A 25,480-nucleotide genomic window follows, 5' to 3' on the forward strand; every position below is an offset into this window, starting at 1 on the left:
GCGGGCGGCCGATCTAGGGGCCACGCTGCGGCGCGTCAATGCGGGAAATTCAGAATAGATAAGATTTCGCGCAGATGACTTTCCGAAAATTGCGTCAGATCTGCGATGCGCGCATTGATCCTATGCGTTGCGGTCGGGGCCGCCAGATTGTGGTGGCGGAACCAGGTGGCCTGGCGCTTGGTGTACTGGCCCATCGCCAGGGTGGCGCGGCGGCCAGCCTCGGCCAGGGTAATGTGCCCGGCGAGAACGGCGGAGAGCTCGGGCACGCCGTGGGCCCGCATGGCGGGGAGCGATGGATCGAGCCCTTGAGTGAGTAGGGCGCGGACCTCCTCGATGGCACCGGCGTGGAGCATGGCGTCCCAGCGACTGGTGATGGCGGCACGGAGGGCGTCCCGCGGCGGGTCCAGGAGAATGGCGCGGAACGCATACGGCGCCGGACCGGTCGTCGGCGCGTCGGCCTTCCAGGCCGCGAGGCCACGGCCGGTGCCGCGCCAGACCTCCCAGGCGCGGGCGAGGCGCTGCCGGTCGGAGGGGCGGAGTGTCCGGGCGGTGTCGGGGTCGGCCTGGGTCAGCCGGGCGTGGAGGGCGGCGGAACCTTCCTCCGCGAGCAGGGCGCGGGCTTCCGTGCGGGCGGTCTCGGAGATGGGCGGAAGTTCCGAAAGGCCGGTGGTCAGGGCATTGAAATATAGGCCGGTCCCGCCGCAGAGGATCGGCAGGCGGCCCTGTGCGGTGGCCCGGGCCATCTCGGCGAGCGCCGCGTCGCGCCACCAGGCGACGGAGGCGGCCTCCGCGGCGGGGCGGACGCCGTAGAGGGCGTGGGGGGCGAGGGCTTCCTCCTCCGGCGACGGGCGGGCGGTGAGGATGCGGAGCTCGCGATAAACCTGCATGGAGTCGGCGTTGATCACCACGCCGTTCGCGGCGCGCGCGAGGGCAACCGCGAGGGCGGACTTGCCGGAGGCGGTCGGGCCGGCGATCAGCAGGGCGGGCGGTTGATCGGTCATGCGTCCCCGGGCATGAGGCGCGGCCATGTCGCATGTCCTCACCCTCATCGCACCCCCCGGCGCCCTGTCGCGCAACATCGCCGCGGAGGTGAGGGACGCGCTGGCAGCGCTTGGCGCCCATGTCGATGCGGCAGATTGGCTAGCTCCGAACGAGGCGGCAGACCTGCCCTTCTCGGGCCTCGATCCGGACCAGGCGACGGCGGTGGCGCGGGCGGCGCTGCAGGCCCAGCCGGTGGACGCGATCGCGCAGGGGCCGGAGGGGCGGCGCAAGGCGCTGCTGATCGCGGACATGGACAGCACCATCGTGACGTCCGAGACGCTGGACGAGCTGGCCGCCTATGCCGGGCTGAAGGAACGGGTGGCGGAGATCACCCGGCGCAGCATGAACGGCGAACTCGACTTCGCCGCCGCGCTGCGGGAGCGCGTGGGAATGCTGAAGGGGCTCTCGCTTGAGGCGCTCGAGGGGACCTGGAAGCGCACGGAGCTGATGCCGGGCGCGCGGGCGCTGGTGCGGACGATGGCGGCGAACGGGGCATACTGCGCGCTCGCGTCCGGGGGGTTCACCTTCTTCACGGGGCGGGTGGCGGAACTGTGCGGGTTCCACAGCCACCACTCCAACGTCCTGCTGGACGACGGGGCGGCCCTGACGGGGTCCGTGGAGGAACCCGTCTTCGACCGGGATTCCAAGCTGGCCACGTTGAAGTCCCTGGCGGCGTCGAACGGCCTGCCCCTGTCCGCGACCATGGCCGTCGGGGACGGGGCGAATGACCTGGCGATGATCGGGGCGGCGGGCCTGGGCGTGGCCTACCGCGCAAAGCCGGTGGTGGCGAATGCGGCACGGGCGCGGGTGGATCACGCGGACCTGCGGGCGCTGCTCTATGCCCAGGGCTACCGCGCGGCGGAGATCGCCTCCGACTCCTGACGGATCCCGAAGGCGTCCCGGAAGCCGAGGCGGCCGGCGGGCGTGACGCGGAGAGCGCGGGAGCCCTCCACCCGGCGCACCCAGCCGAGGTTCAGGCAGTGGTCGCACAGCGCGGCGCCGAGCCGGCCGGCGAGGTGCGGGCGACGCTCGCTCCAGTCGAGGCAGGGGCGGCAGACCGGGCGGGTGCCGGAGGTCGGGATGACGACGCCGAGGCTGGCGAGGAAATCCGCGCCGGACGGAGTCAGGGTTCCGCCGTCCGGGGAGAGGGCGAGGTGGCCGCCGGCCACGAGGGCGTCGGCGAGACCGACGGCGATCCGCCCGGCCAGGTGGTCGTAGCAGGTTCGGGCCTCCCGCATCGCGGCGTCGCGCGGGCCGGTGACGAGGGGCCGGCGGGCGGCGGTCCGCTCGGCGGACAGGGCCATGAGGCCCTCCAGCACGCGCGCGACCTCGGGCGAGGCGAGGCGGTGGTAGCGGTGCCGGCCCTGGCGCTCGACCGCGAGGAGGCCGGCGGAGGTCAGGGTCGCGAGGTGGCCACTCGCGGTGCTCCGGGCCACGCCGGCCGCCTCGGACAACTCGCCCGCGGTCAGGGCGCGGCCGTCCATCAGGGCGGCCAGCATGTTCAGCCGTGCCGGATCGCCCAGCGCCGCTGCCGTTTCCGCCAGGGCCGCGATGCCGGTCATGGTGCCCTCCCCTTGCCTGTCATCGCGAAGATGGGGCGCCCGGCTCGCCCGACGCTTCGGTCCGGGCCGTACCATCCCGCGGGACGTGGCGGCCAGGGTGCGGCGGGATTTCGGGAATGCCGCCTTGGATACGACCAGATTTCTTGTCTCCGCGATGACGTTCCTGCTCGCCGGGTTCGTGAAGGGGGTCATCGGGGTGGGGATGCCCACCGTTTCCATGGGTATTCTCGGTTCCCTGATGCCGCCTGCCCAGGCAGCGGCGCTGCTGGTCGTGCCGTCGTTCGTGACGAATGTCTGGCAGATGGTCGGGGTACCCAGCCTCGGCGCCTTGGCACGGCGGCTTCTGCCGCTGCTGCTGAGCGTGTTCGTCGGAACCTGGCTCGGCAGCGGGTGGCTGACGGGAGCGGGGACGGGCATGGCCATGGCCGCGCTCGGGGCCGCGCTGGTCGCCTATGCCGGATTCGGGCTGGCGGCGGTGACCCTGCCGCGGGTTCCCGCCCGGCACGAATGGTGGCTCGGGGCTACCACCGGGGCGGCCACGGGCCTGATCACGGCGGCGACCGACGTTTTCGTGATCCCTGCCGTTCCGTATCTCGGGACGCTCGGCCTGTCGCGGGATGCTCTGGTGGGGGCGATGGGCATGTCCTTTCTCGCTTCCACGGTCGCCCTGGCCACCGTGCTCGGGGCCGAGGGGGCCATGGCGGGCGGGATCGCCTGGGGATCGGCTCTGGCCCTCCTGCCGGCGCTCGTGGGCATGGGGCTGGGGAACGCGGTGCGCCGGCGCGTGCGGCCGGAGACGTTCCGGCGCTGGTTCTTCCTCGCCCTGCTGGTGCTCGGCGGGCAGCTGCTGTGGCGGGGCGTCGCGGGTCCGTGACCCCCGGGCGTCCGGCGATGGCAAAGCGTAACGGGGCATGGGCCTGGGCGCGCGGGGCTCTACAATAGGACGGTGCACCCTCTCGAATCCGAACGCCCCGCGACGGGTCTCCCCCGCCGCGCGATGGGCGCGCTGCTCCTGGGCGGCGCGCTGCCGATCGGCTGCGGCCCCCGTCCCGAACCCACGTCTTCCGGCCTGACCGCGCCCGGACGATTCCGGGAGGGGACCGATGCGCCCGCCCGCTGGCCCGACCCCGACTGGTGGCGCGGCTTCAATGCGCCGGAGCTGGACCGGCTGATGGCGCGGGCAGCGGCGCAGAACCTGGACCTGGCCGCAGCCGCGGCGCGGGTGCGGCAGGCGGATGCCAATCTCCGGATCACCGGCGCGTCGCTCTTCCCGAGCATCACCACCGGTGGGGACGCGGGACGAAGCCGGCCGGCCGGGGCGAACGGCGTGCGCGGCCAGGGGCGGAACTCCTTCCAGATTTCGCTCGGCGCCAGCTACGAGGTGGATTTCTGGGGACGCAACCGCAACGCCACGGAGGCGGCGCGGCAGAGCCTGCGGGCCCGGGAATTCGACCTCGGGACGGTGTTGCTGACGACCGAGGCGTCCGTCGCCAACACCTATTTCACTATCCTTGAGGCGCAGGAGGAGCTGCGGGTGCAGGAGGCGAACCTCCGCGCCGCGCGGCAAATCCTGACGGTCATCCGCTCCCAGGTGACGGGGGGCACGGCGACCGGCCTGGACCTGGCGCAGCAGGAGACGGTGGTGGCGCAGCAGGAGGCGGCGGTGCCGCCTTTGCGCCAGACCGTCGCGCAGAACATCGCGGCGCTGGCGACGCTGGTGGGGGTGCCGCCGGTGGATCTGGAGATCGCGGGACAGGGGCTGGAGCGGATCCGGGTGCCGGACGTGTCCCCGGGCCTTCCCTCCGAGTTGCTCGCGCGGCGGCCGGACGTGCTGTCCGCCGAGGCCGATCTGGCGGGGGCGAACGCGAACATCGCGGCGGCGCGGGCGGCGCTGCTGCCCTCAATCACGCTCTCGGCCCAGGGCGGGTACCAGGCGGCGCTGCTGGGGACGCTGCTGCGGCCGGAAGCGCTGTTCTACTCGATCGCGGCATCTCTGGTGCAGACCGTGTTCGACGGCGGGGAGTTGCGCGGGCGCGTCGCCCTGTCCCGCGCGCAGGCGGAGGAGCTTCTGGCGAATTACCGGCTGGCGATCCTGACCGCCTTCGAGGAGGTGGATTCCGCGCTGGCCGGGCTGCGGGAGACGACGGACCAGGACCGGCTGCTGCGAGAGGCCGCCTCGCGCGCGGAGAGGGCCTATTCCATCGCGGAAGGGCAGCTCCGCGGGGGCGTGATCAACCTGATCACCCTGCTCAATGTGCAACAGACGCTCTTCACCGCGCGGCGGAACGTGACCCGGGGCCAGCTGCAGCGTTTGCAGGCAGCGGTCGGGCTCTTCCGGGCGCTGGGCGGCGGTTGGGGGCCGGGTGTCCCCGTCGCCCGGGCGGAGGGCAGCCGATGAGACGCGCGTTCCGATGGCTGCTGATCCTGGTCGTGCTGGCCGGCGCCGGCTACGGCGGCTGGTGGTGGTGGGAGCAGCGGCAGGCGTCGCAGACGCAGGCGAATGCCGAGCGGACCGGCGGCGCGCCCGGTGGCGGACAGGCAGGCGGCGGGGGTGGCCGCGGCCGGCGCGGTCCGGGCGGGGCCGGGGGCGTCCGCATTCCCGTGACGGTTGCCGAGGCCGCGCGGCGCGAGGTCGCGCTGACGGTGGACGCGCTGGGCACGGTGCAGCCGCTGGAGAGCGTGGTGGTCCGCACGCAACTCGACGGGCAGTTGACCGAGGTGCTGTTCCGGGAGGGGCAGGAGGTCGAGAAGGGCCAGATCCTCGCGCGGGTGGATGACCGGACCGTGGCCGCGGCGCTCGCCCAGGCGGAGGCCAAGCGGGCGCTGGACGTGGCGCAGCTGAACAACGCGCGCGTGGACCTGCGGCGCTACGAGGGGCTCGTGCGGGCAAGCGGCGCGACGCAGCAGCAGCTCGACACCCAGCGGGCGACGGTGGCGCAGTTCGAGGCGCAGGTGCGGCAGGACGAGGCGGCGATCGAGCAGGCGCGGACGCAGGTGTCCTTCGCCACGATCCGGGCGCCGCTGGCGGGCCGGGTGGGTATCCGGCAGGTCGATCCCGGGAACATCGTTCGGGGATCGGACACGAACGGCATCGTGACGGTGACGCAGATGGCGCCGATCGGCGTCACCTTCACCCTGCCCCAGCAGGAGCTGCCGCGGCTGATGCGGGCGCTGGCCCAAGGACCGGTGCCGATCGAGACACTGCCGGGACCGGGCGGAAACATGCCGGTGCTGCGCGGCACGGTGCTGACGGTGGACAATGCGGTGGACGCGACCACCGGCACAATCCGGGCGAAGGCGACCTTCCCGAACGAGGACCGCGCGCTCTGGCCCGGCGCCTTCGTCAACCTGCGCCTGCGGATCGAGGTGGTGCCCGACGCGACGGTGATCCCGCTGGTGTCCGTCCAGCGCGGGCCGGAGGGGCCCTTCACCTTCGTGCTGAAGGAGGACCAGACGGTCGAGCAGCGGAACGTGACGGTCGGGCCGATGACGCAGACCGATGCCGTGATCCGCCAGGGCATCCGGCCGGGTGAGCGCGTCGTGACCTCCGGCGGGTTGCGGCTGAGCAACAACACGGCGGTGGCGGTGGCGGACGAGAACCGGCAGGCCCCGCCCGGTGGGACGGACCAGCCCCAGCAACGACGGCGGCGGCAGGCGCAGAACGAGACGCCGAGGGCGCGGGAGTGAACATCTCCGCCCCCTTCATCGCGCGGCCGGTGGCGACGACGCTGCTGTCCATCGCGGTGCTGCTGCTGGGGATCTGGGGCTATCTGCGGCTGCCGGTTTCGTCCCTTCCGGAGGTCGATTTCCCGACGATCGAGGTGACAACGCAGCTTCCCGGCGCGTCGCCCGACACGGTGGCGGTGCTGGTGACGGCGCCGCTGGAGCGGCAGCTCGGGCAGATCGCGGGGCTGGCGGTCATGACCTCCACCTCCGGGCCGGGGACGAGCCGCATCGCGCTGCAGTTCCGGCTGGACAAGGACCTCGACGACGCGGCGCAGGACGTGCAATCGGCGCTGGACGCGGCCCGGGGAACGCTGCCCTCCACCCTGCCCTACCCGCCCGTCTACTCGAAGGTGAACCCGGCGGATCCGGCGATCATCATCCTGTCACTCACCTCGGACACGTTGCCGATCGCGCGGCTGTCCGACGTGGCGGACACGATCCTGGCGCAGAAGCTGGCGCAGTCCACGGGCGTGGGCCGGGTGACGATCCAGGGGAACATGCGGCCGGCGGTGCGTCTGCGCGTGGACCCGGCGCGGCTGGCGGCCTACGGCATCTCCATGGCGGATGTGCGGACCGCCATCGCGGGGGCGAACGCGAACACGCCGAAGGGGTCGCTGGACGGGGCGCGGCAGGCCAGCACCATCATGGCGAACGACCAGATCGGCACGCCCGCGGACTTCGCCGAGACGATCATCGCCTGGCGGCAGAACGCGCCGGTGCGGCTGCGGGACCTGGGCGAGGCGGTGGAGGGGCTGGAGAACGACCGCAACGGTGCCTGGCATGACGGCCGGCCGGCCGTGATCGTGGAGGTGCAGCGCCAGCCCGGCGCCAACATCGTCGATACGGTGGCCCGTATCCGCCAGCAGCTTCCCGACCTGACGCGCGGCCTGCCGGCCGGGGTGCGGATGGAGGTGGTGGCGGACCGGACGGAGACCATCCGGGCCTCCGTCTTCGAGGTGCAGATGACGCTGGTGCTGTCCACGGTGCTCGTCGTGGCGGTGATCTGGCTGTTCCTGCACTCCGGGCGGGCGACGATCGTGCCGGCGGTCTCGCTGCCCCTGTCACTGATCGGCACCTTCGCGGTCATGTCCTGGATGGGCTACTCGCTGGACAACCTGTCCCTGATGGCGCTGGTGATCGCGACGGGCTTCGTCGTGGACGACGCGATCGTCATGATCGAGAACATCGTGCGCCTGATGGAGGAGGGCATGAAGCCCCTCCAGGCCGCGTATGAGGGCGCGCGGACCATCGCCTTCACCATCGTGTCCCTGACGGTGTCGCTGATCGCGGTGTTCATCCCGCTCCTGTTCATGGAGGGGGTGGTGGGCCGGCTGTTCCGGCAGTTCGCGGAGACGCTGACCTTCACCGTGCTGGTGTCCATGGTGGTGTCGCTGACGCTCACGCCGATGATGTGCGCCCTGCTGCTGCGGTCCACCCATGACAGGAAGGGTTGGGTCGCACGGTCCTGGGACCGGCTCTTCGGGGTGTTGGTGGCGGGGTACAAGGTTGCGCTGCTCGCCTCCATGCGAGTGCGGTGGCTGACGCTGCTGATCACGCTCGGGACGGTGGCGGTGACGGGATGGCTCTACCTCGTCATGCCGAAGGGCTTCCTGCCGCCGCAGGACACCGGGCTGATCCAGATCACGACGGAGGCGCCGCAGGACGTGTCCTTCGCCCGCATGTCCGCGCTGCAGCGGCAGGTGGCGGAGGTGGTCCGCGCCGATCCGGCGGTGGAGGCGGTGACCTCCGTGGTGGGGGCCGGCACGGTGAACGCCACGCTGAACACCGGGCGCGTGACGGCGGTGCTGCGGGACCGCGACGCGCGGTCCGACACGGCCCAGGCGATCGCCGCGCGGCTGGCGCCGAGGCTGGCGGAGATCGCGGGCATCGTCAGCACGCTGCAGCCGGTGCAGGACATCCAGATCGGGGCGCGCGCCAGCCCGACCCAGTTCCAGTACACGCTGGTGGACGCCGACGCCGCGGAGCTGAACGCCTGGGCGCCGCGGGTGCAGCAGGCGCTGGCGGCGCTGCCGGAGTTGCGGGACCTCTCGACCGACCAGCGGCAGGAGGGACTGACCATCTCCGTGCAGGTGGACCGCCCCCGCGCCGGTCGGCTGGGCGTGACCATGCAGGCGGTGGATGACGCGCTGTACGACGCCTTCGGCCAGCGGCAGATCAGCACGATCTACGCCGCCAACAACCAGTACCGGGTGATCCTGGAGGCCTCGACGGACTTCCTGGCGGATCCAACGCGGCTCGGGCTGCTGCGAGTGGTCGGCAGCTCGGACGGGACGGCGACGCTCGTGCCGCTGTCCGAGATTGCCAGCATCACGCGGGTGAACGGGCCCCTGCTGGTGAACCGGGAGAACCAGTTCCCGGCGGTGACCTTCAACTTCAACCTCGCGGAGGGCGTGTCCCTGGACCGCGCGGTGGCGGCGGTGGGCGCGGCGCAGCAGCGGATCGGGGTGCCGGGCACCATCACCGGGCGGTATGCCGGGGACGCGGCGGAGTTCAACGCGTCACTCCAGAGCCAGCCCTGGCTGATCCTGGCGGCGGTGATCGTGATCTACATCACGCTCGGGGTACTCTACGAGAGCGTGGTCCATCCGCTGACCATTCTCTCGACCCTCCCCTCCGCGGGCATCGGGGCGTTGCTGGCGCTCCGGCTCTTCGACCTCGATCTGACGGTCGTCGGGATCATCGGCATCCTGCTGCTGATGGGGATCGTGAAGAAGAACGCGATCATGATGATCGACTTCGCGCTGGAGGCGCAGCGCGAGCGCGGCATGTCCCCGGAGCACGCCATCGTGGAGGCGGCGCTGCTCCGCTTCCGGCCGATCACGATGACGACGCTGGCGGCGCTGCTGGGCGCCCTGCCCCTCGTCTTCGGGCACGGGGCGGGGTCTGAGCTCCGGTTGCCGCTGGGCGTGTCCATCGTCGGCGGTCTGATCCTGAGCCAGTTCGTGACGCTGTTCACGACGCCGGCGGTCTACCTCTTCCTGGAGCGGATCCGGCTCTACTTCGCGGGGCCGGAGACGGCGCCGGCGGAATGAGCATCGTCCCGTGAGCATCTCCGGCCCGTTCATCGCGCGACCGATCGCTACCTCGCTCCTCGCGATCGGGTTGGCGCTGGTGGGGCTTGTGGCGCTGCTACGGCTGCCCGTCGCCTCCATGCCGCGGGTGGACATCCCGACCATCGTCGTCTCGACCAGCCAGCCCGGGGCGGCGCCGGAGACGATGGCGAGCACGGTGGCGGCGCCCCTGGAGCGGCGGATCGGTACCATTCCGGGGGTGACGGAGATGACCTCCTTCTCCTCGCTCGGCTCATCCACCATCGTCATCCAGTTCGACCTGTCCCGCACGCAGCGGAGCGTCGCGCGGGACGTGCAGGCGGCCGTGAACGCAGCCCGGCCGGACCTGCCTTCCGGCCTGCCGAACCCGCCGAACATCCGCAAGATCAACCCTGCGGACGCGCCGGTCATGATCTTGGCCATGATGTCGGACACCATGTCCGGGCCGGACGTGTACGACGCGGCCGATACCATCGTGGCGCAGCGGCTGGCCCAGGTGGCGGGCGTCGCGCAGGTGCAGGTGAGCGGCGGCGACCAGCCGGCGGTGCGGGTGGCGGTCGACCCGGCGGCCGCGGCGGCGGCACAGCTCTCGATGGACCAGATCCGGCTGGCCATCACGCGCTCCAACGTGACCCAGCCGCTCGGCATGATCGAGGGGCCGGACCAGGCGGGGATCATCCGGGTGAACGACCGGATGAACCGCGCCGCCGGCTATGCCGGGATCGTGGTGAAGAGCACCGAGGCCGGCATCGTTCGCCTGGGCGACATCGCGGAGGTGACGGACGCCACGCGCAGTCGGCGGCAGGCCGGCCTGTTCAACGGCCGCCCAGCGATCCTGCTGACCGTCTTCAAGCAGCAGGACGCGAATGTGCTGGAGGTGGTGGACGGCATCCGCGCGGCGCTGCCGCTCGTCTCCTCCTGGGTGCCTTCCGGCGTGCGGGTGCAGGTCGTGTCGGACCGCTCCGCGACGATCCGGGCCAGCGTGCACGAGGTGCAGTTCACGCTGATGGTCAGCATCGCGCTCGTCGTGATGGTGGTGGCGCTGTTCCTGCGCCGGCTGGCGCCGATCCTCGCCTCGGCGGCGGCGGTGCCGCTGTCACTGCTCGGCACGCTCGCGGCGATGTGGTGGCTGGGATACTCGCTCAACAACCTCTCCCTGATGGCGCTGACGATCTCGGTGGGGTTCGTCGTGGACGACGCCATCGTCATGATCGAGAACATGGCGCGGCACCGGGAGCGCGGGCTTTCCCCCTTGAAAGCGGCCTTCGAGGGCGCGCGGGAGATCGGCTTCACCGTCCTGTCCATCACCATCTCCCTGATCGCGGTGTTCATCCCGCTGCTGGCCATGGGCGGGGTGGTCGGGCGGATCTTCCGGGAGTTCTCGGTCACGCTGGCGGTGGCGGTCGCCATCTCCGGCGTCGTCTCGCTGACGCTCACGCCGATGATGGCGGCCTGGATCGGGCGGGGGCGGGAGCCCAGGCCACCGGGACGGCTGGCGCGGTGGTTCGAGGCGGGGATGGATTCGACGATCCGCGGCTATCTCCGCACCCTGGCGGTGGCGCTGCGCTGGCGGCGGACGATGCTGCTGCTCACCCTCGGGCTCGTCGGGTTGACGGTGTGGCTCTACGTCGTGGTGCCGAAGGGGTTCCTGCCGTCCCAGGACACGGGAATGGTGGCGGGCAGCACGCAGGCGGCGCCGGACACCTCCTTCGCCACCATGTCGCGGTTACAGCAGGAGGTCGTTCGGATCGTCGCGGCCGATCCGGCGGTGGCGAGCGTCGGCGCCTCGGTCGGCAGCGGCGGCGGACAGGGGGCGGCGAACCGGGGGCAGCTCTGGATCGCCCTCAAGCCACGGGAGGAGCGCGACGTCTCGGCGTCCGGGCTCATCGACCGCCTTCGGCGACCGTTGAATCAAATTCCGGGTGCGGCGGTCTTCCTGCGGCCGATGGAGGACGTGTTCATCGGCGGACGCTCCGGCGGCGGGCGCTTCACCTATGTGCTGCTGGCGAACGACCTGGACGAGATGCGCCAGTGGTCGCAGACGATGACGGACGCGCTGCGGAACGTACCGGGGATCAACGACGTGTCATCCGACCAGGACCGGTCGGGACTGGTAACGCGGGTGGTGGTGGACCGCGCGGCGGCGGCGCGGCTGGGTGTGGACATCACCGAGGTGAACGCGACGCTGAACAACGCCTTCTCCCAGCGGCAGGTCTCGACGATCTACGGGGCGCGGAACCAGTACCGGGTGGTGCTGGAGATCTCGCCGGAGTTGCAGACGGGACCGCCTGATCTGTCGCGCATCTTCCTGCCGGGCGCGGGGCCGACGCAGGTTCCGCTCTCGGCCGTCGCGCGGGTGGAGGCCACGGCGGCCCCGCTCTCCGTCACGCACCAGGGCGGGTCGCCGGCCGCGGCCATCTCCTTCAATCTGGCCGAGGGGATGCAGCTCAACGAGGCGCGGGAGCTGATCCAGGATGTTGAGCGTGAGGTCGGGCTGCCGCCCTCGATCCGTCCGACCTTCGGCGGGAACGCGGCCGCGGCGAGGGACTTCACGCGTGACATGCCGCTCCTGATCCTCGGTGCCTTCATCGCGATCTACGTCGTGCTGGGCGTTCTGTACGAGAGCTACATCCACCCGCTGACGATCATTTCCACCCTGCCCACGGCGGGGCTGGGCGGGCTGCTCGCGATGCTCGTGACGAACACGCCGCTCTCCATCATCGCGCTGATCGGGCTGATCCTGCTGCTGGGCATCGTGAAGAAGAACGCCATCATGATGGTGGACTTCGCGCTCGACCACGAGCGGACGGAGGGCGGATCGAGCGAGGAGTCGATCCTTGCGGCGTGCCGGGAACGGTTCCGGCCGATCCTGATGACGACGCTGGCGGCGCTGTTCGGCGCAATCCCACTCGCGATCGGCAGCGGGACGGGGGCGGAGCTGCGGGCGCCGCTCGGAATCACGATCATCGGCGGGCTGATCGTGTCACAGCTCCTCACCCTCTACACGACGCCGGTGATCTACCTGGCGCTCGACCGGCTGCGCTGGCGCGATACGCCGGCCGCCGTGCCCGTCCCCGCGGAATAGGAGCGGTCAAGTGCGGGCGAACCGCTCCGCCGCTTCGCGCAGCAGCGTGAAGGAGGCCGCGAGGAGGACGATGTCCTTGACGAGGAAGGCTCCGGCTCCGCCGAGGGCCGGCGGGCCGACGCTCCCCTCGAAGACCCCGGGCGTGGTCAGCAGCAGCGAGCTGGTCACGGCGAAGGTGGCGCAGGAGAGCAGCGCGCCGGCCAGTCCGGCGCGCGCGGACGCGGAGCCGGCGGCCAGCAGCAGTCCCGTTGCCGTCTCCGCGATGCCGAGGGCGTAGGACGCGCCGCGGATGCCGAAGGCACCGTGCAGCCAGGAGAGGAGCGGGCTGTTTGCGATCAGGGGCACGAGGGCGCGGGCCTCGTACTCGAACCACTTGGTGAAGCCGAAGCCGAGGAAGATGCCGACGAGGCTCCACCGGATCAGGTGGAGGTCGAGGCGGGACTGGATGAAGGTGGCGGGCAGCGCGGGCATGGGCGGGTCCTCTCCCGCCCAATTCGCGCCACCCGGCGCGGAGGATACGGCCCCTCAGCCGCCCGTGCGCTCGAGATTGTCCGGGTCGAGGCCGAGGGCCTGCGCCGTGCTGATGTTCAGCTGGCCTGTCACCTGAAGGCCTCGCGCCTGCTGCAGCCGCAGGATCGCGCCCTGGGTGGCCGGCCCCCAGACGCCGTCCACGAAGCCGCCATAGAGGCCGAGGCCGCGCAGACGCCACTGGATGTTGCGGATCGCGGCCGCGCTGAGAGTCGTCACGGCGGGTGTGACCGGGCTCGGGGCTGACGGCAGCGCCGTGGACGGCGTCGAGAGGCTGACCGGCGGAAGCGGCGGCATGCTCGGGATCGCGGCGGAGGTGGGCCCCGGTACGCCGAGCAGGTCCTGCGGGTTCAGTCGCAGCGTCGCGGCCGTGGCCGGGTTGATCTGGCCGGTCGTCTGAAGGCCGCTGCGCTGCTGGAAGCGCTCCAGAGCCTGCTGGCTGTCCGCGCTCCAGACTCCGTCGGCGCTGCCCGTGTAGTCGCCCGTGCTGCGCAGGCGCTCCTGCACCACGGCGATGGCGGACGGGGTGAGGACGTGAGTGTAGGTAAGGTTCGGGCCCGGCTGGGCCGCGGCGGGGAATGCGAGGCCGGCGATCGCCAGGCCAGCCAGCAGGGCAGCGCGCGAGATCATCATAGAGGGCCTTCTCCGTGTCCGGCAGATCAGGACGGCCTGATGTCGCCGGCTTGCGGCCGAAGCATGGCCATCCCTGGGCGGGGTGGGGGCGCCGCGGCCGCGTCGTTCAGCGACGGGGCACTTCCAGGTTGTTGGGGTCGAGGCCGAGGGCCTGGGCAGTGGCCGGCGTGATCTGGCCGTTCACCTGCAGGCCCCTGCCCTGCTGGAACCGCTCGATGGCGGCCTGGGTGGAGGGACCCCAGATGCCGTCCACCCCTTCCCGGTAGAAGCCGAGGACCCGGAGCGATTCCTGAATGTTGCGGACGGCGACGATGCTGAGCGGCGCCTCGGGCGGCGGGGGCGCCGGGACGGGGACTGCCACAGCGGCGGGCGGGGCTGGCGGGGCGCCGAGCAGGTCGGCCGGGCTGACCCGCAGGGTCGCGGCGGTGGCGGGGTTGAGTTGGCCGGTGACCTGCAACCCGTTGCGCTGCTGGAAGCGCTCCAGCGCCTGCTGGCTGTCAGGACCCCAGATTCCGTCCACACGGCCGGTATAGGCGCCGGCGCCGCGCAGACGGTCCTGGACGATGGTGATCCCGGCCGTTCCCAAGGGTTGGACGAAGTTCAGGCCGGGCTCCGGCTGGGCGCGCGCCGGCGCGGCCAGGAGGGGAACGGCGGCAAGGGCGGCAAGAAGGGCGGCGCGGCCGGTCATCGGGCGGTCCTCCGGTTTCGAACCGTCAACTCGGGCGGGCGCCGGTGGTTTCGGCGTCAGCCCTTGTCTCGCATGACCCGGGCCTTGTCCCGCTTCCAGTCGCGCTCCGCGATCGCCTGGCGCTTGTCGGCCTTCGTCTTGCCTTCGGCCAGGCCGAGCGTGACCTTGGCCACGCCGCGCTCGTTGAAGTGAATGTCGAGCGGCACGAGGGTCGCGCCCTCCCGCGAGACGGCGCCGGCCAGGGCTTCCGCCTGTTTGCGGTGGAGCAGGAGCTTGCGGGGACGGCGCGGCTCGAACTTCGCGACGACGCTGCCGGCCTGCCATTCCGGGATGTAGAGGTTGAAGATCCACATCTCGCCGTCGCGCTCGCCGGCCCAGGCTTCCGCCAGGGTGGCGCGGCCGGCGCGGAGGGACTTCACCTCCGGGCCCACGAGCACGATGCCGGCCTCGACCGTCTCGTTGATCTTGTAATCGAAGCGGGCCTTGCGATTCTGGCTGGCGACGCCGTGGCTGATGAGGCCCTTCTTGCGGGGTTCGGCCATGGTCTCAGTTCAGCAGTCCCGCGCCGGTCAGGGCGGCGCGGACGCGGTCCTTGCTGGCAGCGGAGATGGGGGCCATGGGCAGGCGGCAATGGTCGCTCGCCTTGCCGAGGAGGGAGGCGGCATACTTCACCGGCCCGGGGGACGTCTCGCAGAACATCGCGTCGTGCACGGGGACGAGACGGTCCTGCACGGCCATCGCATCGGCCACGCGACCATCGGCCCAGGCATCATGCATGTCCCGGCAGAGGCGCGGGGCGATGTTGGCGGTGACGGAGATGCAGCCGACGCCGCCGGCCGCGAGGAAGGCGAGCGCGGTGTGGTCCTCGCCGCTCAACTGGCAGAAATCCGTGCCGCAGGCCGCGCGGGTATGCAGCGGGCGCGTCAGGTTCGCGGTCGCGTCCTTCACGCCGACGATGTTCGGGTGCTTCGCGAGCCGCGCCATCGTCTCCACGCTCATGTCGATCACGGAGCGCGGGGGGATGTTGTAGATGATGACCGGCAGGTCCACGGCGTCCGCGATGGCGGTGAAATGGAGGTAGAGCCCCTCCTGCGTCGGCTTGTTGTAGTAGGGCGTGACGACCAGCGCGGCGTCGGCCCCGGCGGCCTTCGCGTGGCGGGTCAGCTCGATCGCCTCGGAGGTGCTGTTCGAGCCGGTGCCGGCGATGACCGGCACCTTGCCCCCCGCGGCCTCGACGCAGAGCTCCACGACGCGGTGGTGCTCCGCGTGGGACAGGGTCGGGCTCTCGCCGGTGGTGCCGACGGGGATCAGGCCCTGCGTGCCCTCTTTCACCTGCCACGCGACGAAATCCTGGAACGCGCGCTCGTCGAGGGCGCCGTCCTGGGTCATGGGGGTGATGAGGGCGACGAGCGAACCCTTGAACATCGGGCGGTTCCTGTGGGCGGGGCGGGCTGATGTGGGGTGCGGATGCCCCGGGTGCCAGCACCGCCCCGCTTACGCGGTGGGCGGCGCCGGAACAAGGGCGGCGGGACAGGTCGCCAAGGCTGGGGTAGAACCAGCGCCCATGCGACGGCTTCCCCTCCCCGCCCTGGCGGGCCTGATCGTCCTCCTCGCGGCGCCGATCGCCGCGGCCCAGCCGGCCCGGGCGCAGCCCTGGGCCGGGGATGCCATGAAGCAGGCCGGGCGCGCGGCGCTCGGCTTCGCCAACGGGCAGCGCCACGCGGAGGCGGCGGCGGCGGCCGAGCGGGCCGATCCGCTGGTCCGGAAGATCGTGACCTGGCTGCGGTTGCAGGCGCGGGGCCAGGGGAGCTCGGCGGAGCTGGTGGCCTGGCTGGCCGCGAACCCTGACTGGCCGCTGCCCGAGACCATGGCCCGCCGGGCGGAGGAGGCGCTGGCCTCCGATCCGGACGACCAGCGGGTGCTGGCGCATTTCGCCCTCAACCCGGCGCGCACCCTGGACGGGGCGCAACGCCACGCGGACGCGCTGAACCGCGGCAATGCCGCATCCCAGGCGGCGACGGTCCTGCGGGCTGCCTGGGCCGGCGGGCTGGGGGATGCGGGGGCTGAGTCGGGCTTCGCCGAGCGCAACGCGGCCGTCCTGACGCCCGAGGACCGCTGGCGCCGCTTCGATCGCCTCTTCCTGGCGCGAGACATGGCCGGGGCGTCCCGCGCGGCGCCCTGGGTGGACCCGAGCCGGCGGGGGCTGGCGGATGCGCGGCTGGCGCTGGCCTCGGAGCAGGCATCGCCGGGGGCCGGCACCGACGACCTCGGGCTGTTGGCGGAGAGCGCGCGGCAGTTCCGGCGGCGGGAGCAGGACCGTGACGCGGCGGCGGCCTGGGCCCGCGCGACGCCCCTCCAGCGGGACCTTCCGGCCGAGGCGCAGCGGGCAATCTGGACGGAGCGGCAGATCCTTGTCCGGAAGCTGCTGCGCCAAGGCGAGGATCGGCTGGCCTACGAGGTGGCGGCCGGGCACGGCGCCACCGGCGGCGAGGCGCGGCAGGAGGCGGAGTTCCTGGCCGGCTGGATCGCGCTGCGGCGGCTGAACGAGCCCTCCACCGCGGCGCGGCACTTCGCCCTGGTGGGCGACAACGCCGCCAGCGTCATCACCCGCGCGCGCTCCGCCTATTGGCAGGGGCGCGCCGCCGGGGACGGCGCCCGGGCGAGGCAGCATTACGGCGAGGCGGCGCTGCTCGGCACCGCCTTCTACGGGCAACTCGGGGCGCTGGCGCTGGGAGAGGACACGGCGCGGCTCTCGGCGCGCATCCGCGCCATCGTGCCGCCCCAGCCCACCGCCGAGGCGACGCGGCTTTTCCTCGACCGGGAACTCGTGATGGCGGTGGTGGCGCTGAACGACCTCGGCGACAACCGGCGGGCGCGGATCTTCCTGCTGCGGATGGAGGACCTCTCGCCCGATCCGCAAGACCGGGTGCTGATCGCGCGCCTCGCGACGACCCTCGGGCGGCCGGACAACGCGGTTTGGGTGGCGCGGCGGGCTGGGGCGGATGGCGTGATGCTGCTGCCGGAGGGCTGGCCCACCCCCTACCCCACCCCGGCTTCGGTGCTGGAGCCGGCGATCGTCAACGCGATCTCCCGGCAGGAGAGCAACTTCGACCCTGAAGCCGTGTCGTCCGCGAATGCGCGGGGGCTGATGCAGCTGTTGCCCGCGACCGCGGCGATGGTCGCGCGGCGGGTCGGCGTGGCGCATCAGCCGGGCTGGCTGACCACCGACCCCATCCACAACATCCGTCTGGGCTCGCAGTACCTGGCGGACCAGATGACTCGCTTCGGCGGGAATGTCGCGCTCGCGGCGGCGGCCTACAACGCCGGGCCGAACCGGGTGCAGGAGTGGTTGTCCACCTATGGGCAGCCCGGAGAGGGGGGGGTGGACATGATCGACTGGATCGAGCTGATCCCCTTCACCGAGACGCGGAACTACGTGCAGCGGGTGGTGGAGAACATGATGGTCTATCGCGCGCGGGACGATGCGGCGGCGGGGCTGGACTATCCGCTGGCCCGCTGGATGACGGCGCGCTGAGCCGCCCGTGATCAGCGTGATGGAGCGCCGCGTCCCCGCTCGGGACGGGCTGATTCTGGCGGCGCTGGACTGGGCTGGCGATCCGTCCCGTACGCCGATCCTCTGCCTGACCGGCATCTGCCGGACGGCGCGGGACTACGAGGGGCTGGCGGAGCGTCATGCCGGGCGCCGCCGCGTCGTGGCGCTGGATTACATGGGCCATGGCGACAGCGCGCGCGCACCCGACGTGTCGCGCTACCGGCCGGAGCGGGCGCTGGCGGACATCCTGGACGCCTGCGCCGCGCTGCACCTCCCGCGTGCTGTGGTGGTCGGCACCTCCTTCGGCGGGCTGATGGCGATGTTCCTGTCGCTGGCGCGGCCGTCGATGCTGCGGGGCGTCGTGCTGAACGACATCGGGCCGCGGGTGGAATCAGACGGGCTGGATGTCGTGACCCGGTTCGCCGGGAACGATCCGGGCTTCGCCTCTCTCGATGACGCAGTGCCCTACATCCGGAGCGTCATGCCGCGGCTGCCGTTGCCGGACGAGGCGGCGTGGCTTCGCTTCGCGGACCTCACCTACCGCCGCGGGGAGGATGGTCGATTCCACCCGCGCTGGGACACGCGCATCGTCCAGGCGATGGAGGGAGACGGCGCCGGCGGCGACTTCGGGCCCGTCTTCCGCGGCCTGCGCCCGGTGCCGACGATGCTCGTCTGGGGGGAGAGGAGCGAGATCCTCTCCGCCGCGACCATGCGCGCCATGGTGCGGGACAAGCCGGATCTGGAGGTGGTCACCCTGCCCGGTGCGGGCCACGCGCCGACGCTGGGCGAACCCGCGGTGGCGGCGCGGATGGACGCCTTCCTCGGCGCGATCCCTTGACCCGGCTGGCCTGGCTGGTCGCGACCCTCGGCGGGGTCGGGCGGCTGCGGCCGGCACCGGGCACGGTGGGATCGGCCGTCGTGCTGCCGGCGGTCCTGCTCGGACCCTGGTGGTGCCTCGCCCTCGCGATCGCCTTCACCCTGGCCGGGCTCTGGGCGCTGTCGCGGCTCCCGGCGGCGCAGGACGATCCGGGCTGGGTGGTGGTGGACGAGGCGGCCGGGCAGTGCCTCGCCCTGGCCTGCCTCCCCGCAGGGGCGGGGGTTGTTTCGGTGCTGGCGGCTTTCGCGCTGTTCCGCGCGATGGATATCCTGAAGCCCGGACCGGTGGGCCGTGCCGACCGGATGGGAGGAGCGCTCGGCGTGATGCTCGACGACGTGCTGGCCGGGTTCTTTGCCGGGATCGTGCTGCTGGCGGCGCGTGCGGCCGGCTGGGCAGGGTGATCCGTGCTGAGCGATGAGGTCCTTGCCCAGGCGGCGGCGCTGCTGGACGCGCTCCGCGCCCGTCACCTGACGGTGGCCACGGCGGAATCCTGCACCGGCGGCCTCGTCGCCGCGGCGCTGACCGCTGTTCCCGGCTCGTCCGACTGCGTGTTGGGCGGATTCGTCACCTACGCGAACGCGACGAAGACGGCGGTCCTGGGCGTGCCGGAAAGCGTTCTTTCCCGGGTCGGTGCCGTTTCCGAGGAGTGCGCGCGGGCGATGGCCGACGGCGCGCTGCGCGCCTCCGGTAGCGATCTGGCCCTGTCCACCACGGGAATCGCGGGACCTGGCGGCGGAACGGCGGACAAGCCGGTCGGGCTGGTCTTCATCGGTGCGGCCCGGCGTGACGGTCCGAGACAGGTCCGACGTGTGGTGCTGCCCGGTGACCGCGGTGCCGTGCGCGCGGCAACGGTGGAGATCGCGCTGGCCATGGCCGCGGACCTGGTCGGGTGTGCGCCTGATACATCACAGCTCTCTAAAGATTGACACCCGTAAAATTTTTGCCCGCTGGGCGCGAGACGACGGAGTAGTCACACGCGATACGGGTGGCCTTGAGATGCGTTGCTTCACTGGTGAGGCCGTGCACGTCAGGCAGGAGGCATTCAGGAATGAGTTCGATCCGCGGCGCCGAGAACAAGGGCGTTCGGGCCGGGCTGCTGGCGGGAGAGGCTGAGGTGGCCGTCTCGGTTCGTGCGGCGGCTCCACCGGATGAGACGGCGCTCGCGCTTCTTCTCTCCGAGATGCAGGGTCATTACGGCGCGCCCGTTACGCCCTCCGTCGCGCTCGATACGGCGCGGTTGCTCTGCTCGCTGCCACCGGAGGGCTTCAATCCGCGAACGCTTCTGGCCTTCAGCGGAGGAGCCCTGGCCGGGTCATGCATCCTGAACGTGATGCTGCCGGCAGCCGAACTGCGGCGGTCCCTCTACATTCGCGATCTCTATGTTTCCTCCCGGTCCCGGCGACGGGGCGTCGGGCAGGCCCTCGTGAAGGCCGCAGCGGAGATGGTTCGGGAGGGCGGGTTCTGCGCGCTCGACTGGACGGCCGACTCAGAGAACCTCACCGCGCTGCGGCTGTACGGACGGTGCGGCGGGCAGGTGATCGGGCGGACCTATTACCGTCTGGCGGACCAGGCGCTCGACGCCTTGTTGGGCGAGTAGCACGCCTGGGGTTCGTCATGCCGCCTGGGCCTGCTGCACCGCCGTCTCGCAGGACTCGCCGCTAGCACCGATCGTCGTCCATCGGCGGTCGGTTCAGGCCCCGGACTGGTGGAGGGCGTGCACTTAATACTTTTCACGTTTTCGTAAGCTGGTGCGCGGATACTCCGCTTCATCAAGAGGAGCCCGCGCGATGATGTCTGCGATGCACGGCGTTGAGATCGCCTCCATCCGCCCGCCGGTCACGGCCGGCCGCCTGGATGCGGTGCCGGTCTGGTACATCCTGAAGGGCCAGGAGCACGCGGTGCTCGTGTCGCCGGGCCGGGATCGCTGGGACGTGGTGGCCGAGGCCGTCGGTCAGCAGTTGCGTGCCACGGGGCGCGCCGAGGACCCGCCGAGCTACGATACCGGCACGCGCCAGTGGGCGCTCACCGTGACCCTGAAGGGGCGTTGGGGCCGCGAGCAGGACGTGATGGTGCCCGTGCGCTGGCGCTGAACGATCCGGTCATCGAGGGCAGTGGGGTTCATCCGGCGTGACTGAGGGCCCTGCCCATCGTCGGGGCCGGGCGAGCGCTCGCTGCCTTCTCTGCCGCCGTCGCCGGCACGAATGCACCGGGAACGACGCGCGCTTCGAAGCGAGACTGCACCGTATGCCGTCGGGTGTGACGGACGTGACACGCTGATCCTTGGGCCACCTCCCCGCGCCGCGCTAGCGTCCGCGGCGTTCGAGAGGTGATTGCATGCTCTGGGTTCTGCTCGGGATCGCCGCGTTGATCCTGCTGTGGCTGATCGTCGCCTACAACCGCATGGTGGCCCTGCGGCAGACCGCGGGTCAGGCGTGGTCGGACGTGGACGTGCAGTTGAAGCAGCGCCACGACCTCGTGCCCAACCTCGTCGAGACGGTGAAGGGCTACGCGACGCATGAGCGCGGGACCTTCGACGATGTCATCCGCGCGCGGAACGCCGCGCTGTCGGCGCGAGGACCCGAGGCGGCCGCGGGTGCGGAGGCGCAGCTCTCCGGTGCGCTCGGGCGACTCTTCGCCCTCTCGGAATCCTATCCCGAGCTGAAGGCCAACGCGAACTTCCTGAACCTGCAAGGACAGCTCGGCACGATCGAGGACAAGATCGCGGCAGCCCGGCGCTTCTTCAACAACGCCGTGGCCGAGTACAACGCGGCTATCCAGTCGATCCCGAACGTCTTCTTCGCCGGCGCGGTCGGCTTCCATGAGCGCGGCTTCTTCGAGCTGGAGGACCGTGAGCGCGCAGCGGCGCACGCCGTCCCGGCCGTGTCCTTCTAGGGAGGCGTGTCGTGGCGCTCGGCACGAAGGGTCTCAGCACCCATGCCTGGAACACGGCGCTCCGGTCGGTGCTGCTGCTTCTCGGCTTTCCCGTCCTGCTCGGCATGATGTGCTTCGGCATCGCGCTGATCTTCGCCGACGGCTATGACCTTACGGACTCGGTGCAGCGCGCGGCGCGCAATCTGCCGGTAATCGTCGGGCTTGCCTCAGTTCTCAGCGCGACCTGGTTCCTGATCGCCTGGATCTTTCACCAGCGCATCCTCGACCGCGCGACGGGTGGCGGCGCGGCGGCGCGGGAGGAGGAGCCGCGGCTCTGGCGGCTGGCGGAAGAGTTGTGCATCTCGCGCGGGATGAGCGTGCCGCGCCTCGGTATCATCGAGAGCGAGGCGCTGAACGCCTACGCATCGGGGCTGTCGCGTGACACGGGGGCGGTGACGGTCACCCGCGGGCTGATGGACGCGCTGGATGACCGGGAGCTCTCCGCGGTGCTCGCGCATGAGCTGTCCCACATCCGCAACGGTGATGCGCGTCTCGGCGTGATCGCCGCGATCTTTGCCGGCATCCTGTCGCTGGTGGCCGATCTCTTCGGACGGGTGCGCTTCTCGGCCCGGGATTCGCGCGGCAACGGGCCGGCGATGCTGCTCGGCCTCCTGCTGGTGGTGCTCTCCGGCGTGCTGGCGGTCGCGCTGCGCTTCGCCCTGTCGCGGCAGCGGGAATTCCTGGCGGACGCGGGGGCCGTGCAGATGACGCGCGATCCCGACGCGATGATCTCGGCCCTTCGCAAGGTGTCGGGGCGGTCGGAGATGCACGGACTTCCCGGACAGGTGCAAGCGATGATGCTCGACTGGCCGGAGGAGGAGGGCTGGTTCCGCCTTCACGCCACGCATCCCCGCGTGGAGCAGCGCATCGAGGCGCTCGTCCGCCATGCCGGCGGCCGTGTTGCCGGCGTGCTTCCCGAGAGTCCGGCCACCGTCCCGGCGGCGGCGCCCCGCGCCGCAACCTCTGGACCCGTGACGGCAGGCGGCCCCTGGGGCGCGCCAGTGGCGGCCGGAGGACCCTGGCTGCGTCCGTCATCCTGACCCGCACCCACGACCATACAAGACAGGAGAGAATCATGTCCCCCCTTCCCCGGCGCTTCGCGCTGTCCGCCGTCCTCGGCGCGCCCCTGTTGCGGGTCGCCACGGCCGTGGCGCAGGAGGCGCCGGTTCGCCTCTTCCGCGTGGTCACCGCGCGCGACGAGGTGACGATCGGCTTCACCCGCGCCGAGCTGGACGCGCTCGGCAGCGGCGACCCTGCGGAGCGTGTCGCGCGCAAGCTCGTCGCCGACGGGCAGGTGACGGCGTGGCAGTACGTCGTGGGCCGGGCGCCGGACGGCTCCACCCGCTTCGGCACCACGCGCCGGGTCGCGATCCTGCGGGCGGACTCCCTGCGGATCGAGCCCTACACGGCCGCCCTGCCCGTCGCCCCGCCGCCCGCGCAGTAATGGCGATCCAGCACTTTCCCGCGCCCCCGGGGCCGCGGACGATCCCGCCGCTGTCCTACGCGGCGCGGGTCGGGAACCTGCTCTTCGTGTCTGGGCTGCCGGGCTACGACACGGAGGGGAAGCTGGCGCTGGGGGATTTCCCGGCCCAGTTCCGCGAGGTGATCCGCACCCTTCACGAGGTCCTGGCCGCAGCCGGGGCGGACACGCGGCGGATCGTGAAGGCCAACGTCTACCTCATCCGCGCGGACGACGTGGCGGAGATGAACCGCCTCTATGGCGAGGCGCTCGGGCCGGCACCTTATCCGGCCCGCACGACCTGCGTCGTCGCGGCCCTGCCAAATCCCGAGATGCTGATCGAGATCGAGTGCGTGGTCGATCTGAGCTGAACGAGGTGTACCCGGGCCCGCGGTCGACCACGCCGCGGCCTCGGAGATGGTCCCCAGGTCCCGCGAGGGCCTGGGGACCACGGAGCGGCCCTACACCGCCCCGTGCGCCTCCACGTAGAAGGCGTAAAGCGAGTGGCAGGCGGTCATGTAGAGGCGATTGCCCTTCGGTCCGCCGAAGCAGAGATTGGCGCACCGCTCGGGCAGGCGGATATGGGCGAGCGGCCGTCCCTGCGGGTTGAAGACCATCACGCCGTCCAGGTCCTCGGACCGGCCGCGCAAGTGATAGACGCGGCGTCCGTTCACCTCGCGCGGCTCTGACTCCAGCGCGCCGTTGCTGCCCCAGCCGCACCAGAGGTTGCCGTCCCGGTCCACGCGAAAGCCGTCCAGCGCGCCCTGGTCGGCGGCGTCGATGACCTTCGTCTTGTTCCCGACCGTGCCGTCCTGGGCCACGTCGTAGCTCCAGATGCTGCGGTTGGGCGTGCCGCGCCATTCCACGACATAGAGCTTCCGCTCATCCGGGGAGAAGGCGAGGCCGTTGGGGTTGAGGAGGTCGGTGATGACGGCGCTCAGGCGGCCGTCCGGCGTCAGGCGATAGACGTTGGTGGTGGCCTGTTCCGGCGTGGCGCGGCTGCCCTCCCACTCTCCGCCGATGCCGAAGGTGGGGTCCGTGAACCAGATCGTGTCGTCGGAGCGCACCACGATGTCGTTCGGGGCGTTCAGCCGCTTCCCCTCGAACCGATCCGCCAGCACCGTGATGGAACCATCGCGCTCGGTGCGGGTGATGCGGCGGGTGACGGAGTGCTCGCAGGTCACCAGCCGGCCCTGGCGGTCACGCGCGTTGCCGTTGGCGTAGTTCGCGCCCTCCCGGAACACGCTGACCGTATTCGTGCGCTCGTCGTACTTCATGATGCGGTTGTTCGGGATGTCGCTGAACAGGAGGTAGCCGCCGTCCGGGAAATAGGCCGGTCCCTCGGCCCAGCGGTAGCCCGTGCCCACCTGCTCCACCGTGCTGCTGTAGATTCGGTAGCGGGCGAAGGCGGGATCGAGGATCTGCACCGCCGGATCGGGGTAGCGCTGGTTCGGCGTGAAGGGGAAGGACTGCGCGCCTGCCCCGCCGGCCGCAAGAAGGCCGCCGGCGGCGCCTGCCGCCAGCAGCCCACGTCGTGTGGTCGCCATGCTCTCTCGTTCCTCCCTCTGGGCGGGGTGCTCCCGCCCGTGTTGCTGCTAGGTGGGCATCACCGACCCTTTTCCTTCCGCCAGGCGGCGAAGGTGGCGAGGTTGGTTTCGTCGGTGGCGGGATAGAGTCCGCGGATGGACTGCCCGCCGCGCACGCGCTCCTGCACGAAATCCTCATAGGCCGTCATCTCGACCGCCTCGGCCGCGATCTCGTCGGCCAGGTGGGCGGGGATGATGATGACGCCGTCGCCGTCGCCCACCACCACGTCCCCGGGGAACACCGGGGCGTCACCGCAGCCGATCGGGACGTTGATGTCGATGGCCTGGTTCAGCGTCAGATTGGTGGGGGCGGAGGGGCGCTGGTGGTACGCTGGGATGTCCATCGCCGCGATGTCGGCTGCGTCGCGGAATCCGCCATCCGTCACCACCCCCGCCACGCCGCGCACCATCAGCCGGGTGACGAGGATGCCACCGGCCGAGGCGGCGCGCGCGTCCTTGCGGCTGTCCATCACCATGACCGCGCCGGGCGGGCATTCCTCCACCGCCTTTCGCTGCGGGTGGGAGGGGTCGCGGAAGACGTCCAGCTTGTTCAGGTCCTCCCGCGCCGGCATGTAGCGGAGGGTGAAGGCCTCCCCCACCATGCTCTCCGAACGGACGCGCAGGGGCTGCACGTTCTGGATGAACTGGTTGCGGAAGCCGCGCTTGTAGAGGGCGGTGGCGAGCGTCGCCGTGGAGACGCCCTTCAGCTTCTCACGGGTGTCGGGGTTCATCGGCATCTT

The 25,480-nt window shown here is 71.6% G+C and carries 25 protein-coding genes; 16 read left to right on the plus strand and 9 right to left on the minus strand.

Going from position 1 to position 25,480, the window contains the following annotated elements:
• Positions 1-35: 35 nt before the first annotated feature.
• Entirely contained in the window at positions 36-1,028 is a 993-nt protein-coding gene (miaA, locus tag ACP6CK_RS06200; protein WP_426958009.1) for a tRNA (adenosine(37)-N6)-dimethylallyltransferase MiaA, read from the minus strand.
• Here miaA and serB point away from each other — a divergent pair.
• Positions 1,027-1,923, plus strand: coding sequence for a phosphoserine phosphatase SerB (gene serB, locus ACP6CK_RS06205; RefSeq protein ID WP_426958010.1), 897 nt, complete (start codon positions 1,027-1,029; stop codon positions 1,921-1,923). The genes miaA and serB overlap by 2 nt on opposite strands.
• Here the strand turns inward: serB and ACP6CK_RS06210 are convergent.
• Positions 1,890-2,603, minus strand: coding sequence for an ArsR/SmtB family transcription factor (locus ACP6CK_RS06210; RefSeq protein ID WP_426958011.1), 714 nt, complete (start codon positions 2,601-2,603; stop codon positions 1,890-1,892). The two genes, serB and ACP6CK_RS06210, sit on opposite strands and share 34 nt — an antisense overlap.
• A 124-nt stretch (positions 2,604-2,727) precedes the next feature.
• On the opposite strand from ACP6CK_RS06210, the gene ACP6CK_RS06215 reads away from it, so the two are divergent.
• The 5 genes from ACP6CK_RS06215 (at position 2,728) to ACP6CK_RS06235 (ending at position 12,485) form a co-directional block, all read left to right on the plus strand.
• Positions 2,728-3,477, plus strand: a complete 750-nt coding sequence (locus ACP6CK_RS06215) for a sulfite exporter TauE/SafE family protein (RefSeq protein ID WP_426958012.1) — start codon at positions 2,728-2,730, stop codon at positions 3,475-3,477.
• 123 nt (positions 3,478-3,600) lie between these two features.
• Positions 3,601-5,001, plus strand: coding sequence for an efflux transporter outer membrane subunit (locus ACP6CK_RS06220; RefSeq protein ID WP_426958013.1), 1,401 nt, complete (start codon positions 3,601-3,603; stop codon positions 4,999-5,001).
• A complete protein-coding gene (locus ACP6CK_RS06225; RefSeq protein ID WP_426958014.1) occupies positions 4,998-6,290 on the plus strand; it encodes an efflux RND transporter periplasmic adaptor subunit in 1,293 nt (430 codons plus the stop codon). Before ACP6CK_RS06220 ends, ACP6CK_RS06225 begins: the two co-directional genes overlap by 4 nt.
• Positions 6,287-9,382: an efflux RND transporter permease subunit gene (locus ACP6CK_RS06230; RefSeq protein ID WP_426958015.1), complete on the plus strand. Its 3,096-nt coding sequence runs from the start codon at positions 6,287-6,289 to the stop codon at positions 9,380-9,382. Before ACP6CK_RS06225 ends, ACP6CK_RS06230 begins: the two co-directional genes overlap by 4 nt.
• Before the next feature lie 10 nt (positions 9,383-9,392).
• Positions 9,393-12,485: an efflux RND transporter permease subunit gene (locus ACP6CK_RS06235; RefSeq protein ID WP_426958016.1), complete on the plus strand. Its 3,093-nt coding sequence runs from the start codon at positions 9,393-9,395 to the stop codon at positions 12,483-12,485.
• Positions 12,486-12,491: 6 nt separating this feature from the next.
• On the opposite strand, the gene ACP6CK_RS06240 is transcribed toward ACP6CK_RS06235, so the two are convergent.
• The 5 genes from ACP6CK_RS06240 to dapA all read right to left on the minus strand — a co-directional run bounded on the left by ACP6CK_RS06240 (position 12,492) and on the right by dapA (position 15,759).
• Positions 12,492-12,956, minus strand: a complete 465-nt coding sequence (locus ACP6CK_RS06240) for a DUF417 family protein (protein WP_426958017.1) — start codon at positions 12,954-12,956, stop codon at positions 12,492-12,494.
• Between the two features lie 54 nt (positions 12,957-13,010).
• Positions 13,011-13,646 carry a peptidoglycan-binding domain-containing protein gene (locus ACP6CK_RS06245; RefSeq protein WP_426958018.1) on the minus strand — a complete coding sequence of 212 codons (636 nt, stop codon included), beginning with the start codon at positions 13,644-13,646 and terminating at the stop codon, positions 13,011-13,013.
• A gap of 106 nt (positions 13,647-13,752) precedes the next feature.
• Positions 13,753-14,334: a peptidoglycan-binding domain-containing protein gene (locus tag ACP6CK_RS06250; RefSeq protein ID WP_426958019.1), complete on the minus strand. Its 582-nt coding sequence runs from the start codon at positions 14,332-14,334 to the stop codon at positions 13,753-13,755.
• 56 nt (positions 14,335-14,390) lie between these two features.
• Positions 14,391-14,876: an SsrA-binding protein SmpB gene (smpB, locus tag ACP6CK_RS06255; protein ID WP_426958020.1), complete on the minus strand. Its 486-nt coding sequence runs from the start codon at positions 14,874-14,876 to the stop codon at positions 14,391-14,393.
• A 4-nt stretch (positions 14,877-14,880) separates the two neighbouring features.
• Positions 14,881-15,759 (minus strand): 4-hydroxy-tetrahydrodipicolinate synthase, encoded by an 879-nt coding sequence (gene dapA / locus ACP6CK_RS06260; protein ID WP_426958021.1) that lies wholly within the window; start codon positions 15,757-15,759, stop codon positions 14,881-14,883.
• Positions 15,760-15,898: 139 nt separating this feature from the next.
• Here dapA and ACP6CK_RS06265 point away from each other — a divergent pair, with 139 nt between their 5' ends.
• The 10 genes from ACP6CK_RS06265 to ACP6CK_RS06310 all read left to right on the plus strand — a co-directional run bounded on the left by ACP6CK_RS06265 (position 15,899) and on the right by ACP6CK_RS06310 (position 23,525).
• Positions 15,899-17,869, plus strand: a complete 1,971-nt coding sequence (locus tag ACP6CK_RS06265; protein WP_426958022.1) for a transglycosylase SLT domain-containing protein — start codon at positions 15,899-15,901, stop codon at positions 17,867-17,869.
• A 7-nt stretch (positions 17,870-17,876) separates the two neighbouring features.
• Positions 17,877-18,725 carry an alpha/beta fold hydrolase gene (locus ACP6CK_RS06270; RefSeq protein WP_426958023.1) on the plus strand — a complete coding sequence of 283 codons (849 nt, stop codon included), beginning with the start codon at positions 17,877-17,879 and terminating at the stop codon, positions 18,723-18,725.
• Positions 18,722-19,165 carry a phosphatidylglycerophosphatase A family protein gene (locus ACP6CK_RS06275; protein WP_426958024.1) on the plus strand — a complete coding sequence of 148 codons (444 nt, stop codon included), beginning with the start codon at positions 18,722-18,724 and terminating at the stop codon, positions 19,163-19,165. Before ACP6CK_RS06270 ends, ACP6CK_RS06275 begins: the two co-directional genes overlap by 4 nt.
• Before the next feature lie 3 nt (positions 19,166-19,168).
• Positions 19,169-19,690, plus strand: a complete 522-nt coding sequence (locus tag ACP6CK_RS06280; RefSeq protein ID WP_426958025.1) for a CinA family protein — start codon at positions 19,169-19,171, stop codon at positions 19,688-19,690.
• Between the two features lie 122 nt (positions 19,691-19,812).
• Complete coding sequence (locus ACP6CK_RS06285) at positions 19,813-20,361, plus strand: GNAT family N-acetyltransferase (protein ID WP_426958026.1); 549 nt, start codon at positions 19,813-19,815, stop codon at positions 20,359-20,361.
• 190 nt (positions 20,362-20,551) lie between these two features.
• Complete coding sequence (locus tag ACP6CK_RS06290; protein WP_426958027.1) at positions 20,552-20,854, plus strand: hypothetical protein; 303 nt, start codon at positions 20,552-20,554, stop codon at positions 20,852-20,854.
• Positions 20,855-21,098: 244 nt separating this feature from the next.
• Positions 21,099-21,656 carry a LemA family protein gene (locus ACP6CK_RS06295; protein WP_426958028.1) on the plus strand — a complete coding sequence of 186 codons (558 nt, stop codon included), beginning with the start codon at positions 21,099-21,101 and terminating at the stop codon, positions 21,654-21,656.
• Positions 21,657-21,667: 11 nt separating this feature from the next.
• Positions 21,668-22,735, plus strand: coding sequence for a M48 family metallopeptidase (locus ACP6CK_RS06300; protein WP_426958029.1), 1,068 nt, complete (start codon positions 21,668-21,670; stop codon positions 22,733-22,735).
• A 35-nt stretch (positions 22,736-22,770) separates the two neighbouring features.
• Positions 22,771-23,139, plus strand: coding sequence for a hypothetical protein (locus ACP6CK_RS06305; RefSeq protein WP_426958030.1), 369 nt, complete (start codon positions 22,771-22,773; stop codon positions 23,137-23,139).
• Positions 23,139-23,525, plus strand: a complete 387-nt coding sequence (locus ACP6CK_RS06310) for a RidA family protein (RefSeq protein ID WP_426958031.1) — start codon at positions 23,139-23,141, stop codon at positions 23,523-23,525. The genes ACP6CK_RS06305 and ACP6CK_RS06310 overlap by 1 nt, the downstream gene beginning before the upstream one ends.
• Before the next feature lie 90 nt (positions 23,526-23,615).
• On the opposite strand, the gene ACP6CK_RS06315 is transcribed toward ACP6CK_RS06310, so the two are convergent.
• Together ACP6CK_RS06315 and ACP6CK_RS06320 are read right to left on the minus strand one after the other, a co-directional pair.
• Positions 23,616-24,701, minus strand: a complete 1,086-nt coding sequence (locus tag ACP6CK_RS06315) for an SMP-30/gluconolactonase/LRE family protein (protein WP_426958032.1) — start codon at positions 24,699-24,701, stop codon at positions 23,616-23,618.
• A gap of 59 nt (positions 24,702-24,760) precedes the next feature.
• Positions 24,761-25,477: a ribonuclease activity regulator RraA gene (locus ACP6CK_RS06320; protein ID WP_426958033.1), complete on the minus strand. Its 717-nt coding sequence runs from the start codon at positions 25,475-25,477 to the stop codon at positions 24,761-24,763.
• Between the last annotated feature and the right edge of the window lie 3 nt (positions 25,478-25,480).

It is taken from the genome of Muricoccus radiodurans, assembly GCF_050154705.1.
GTDB lineage: Bacteria > Pseudomonadota > Alphaproteobacteria > Acetobacterales > Acetobacteraceae > Roseomonas > Roseomonas radiodurans.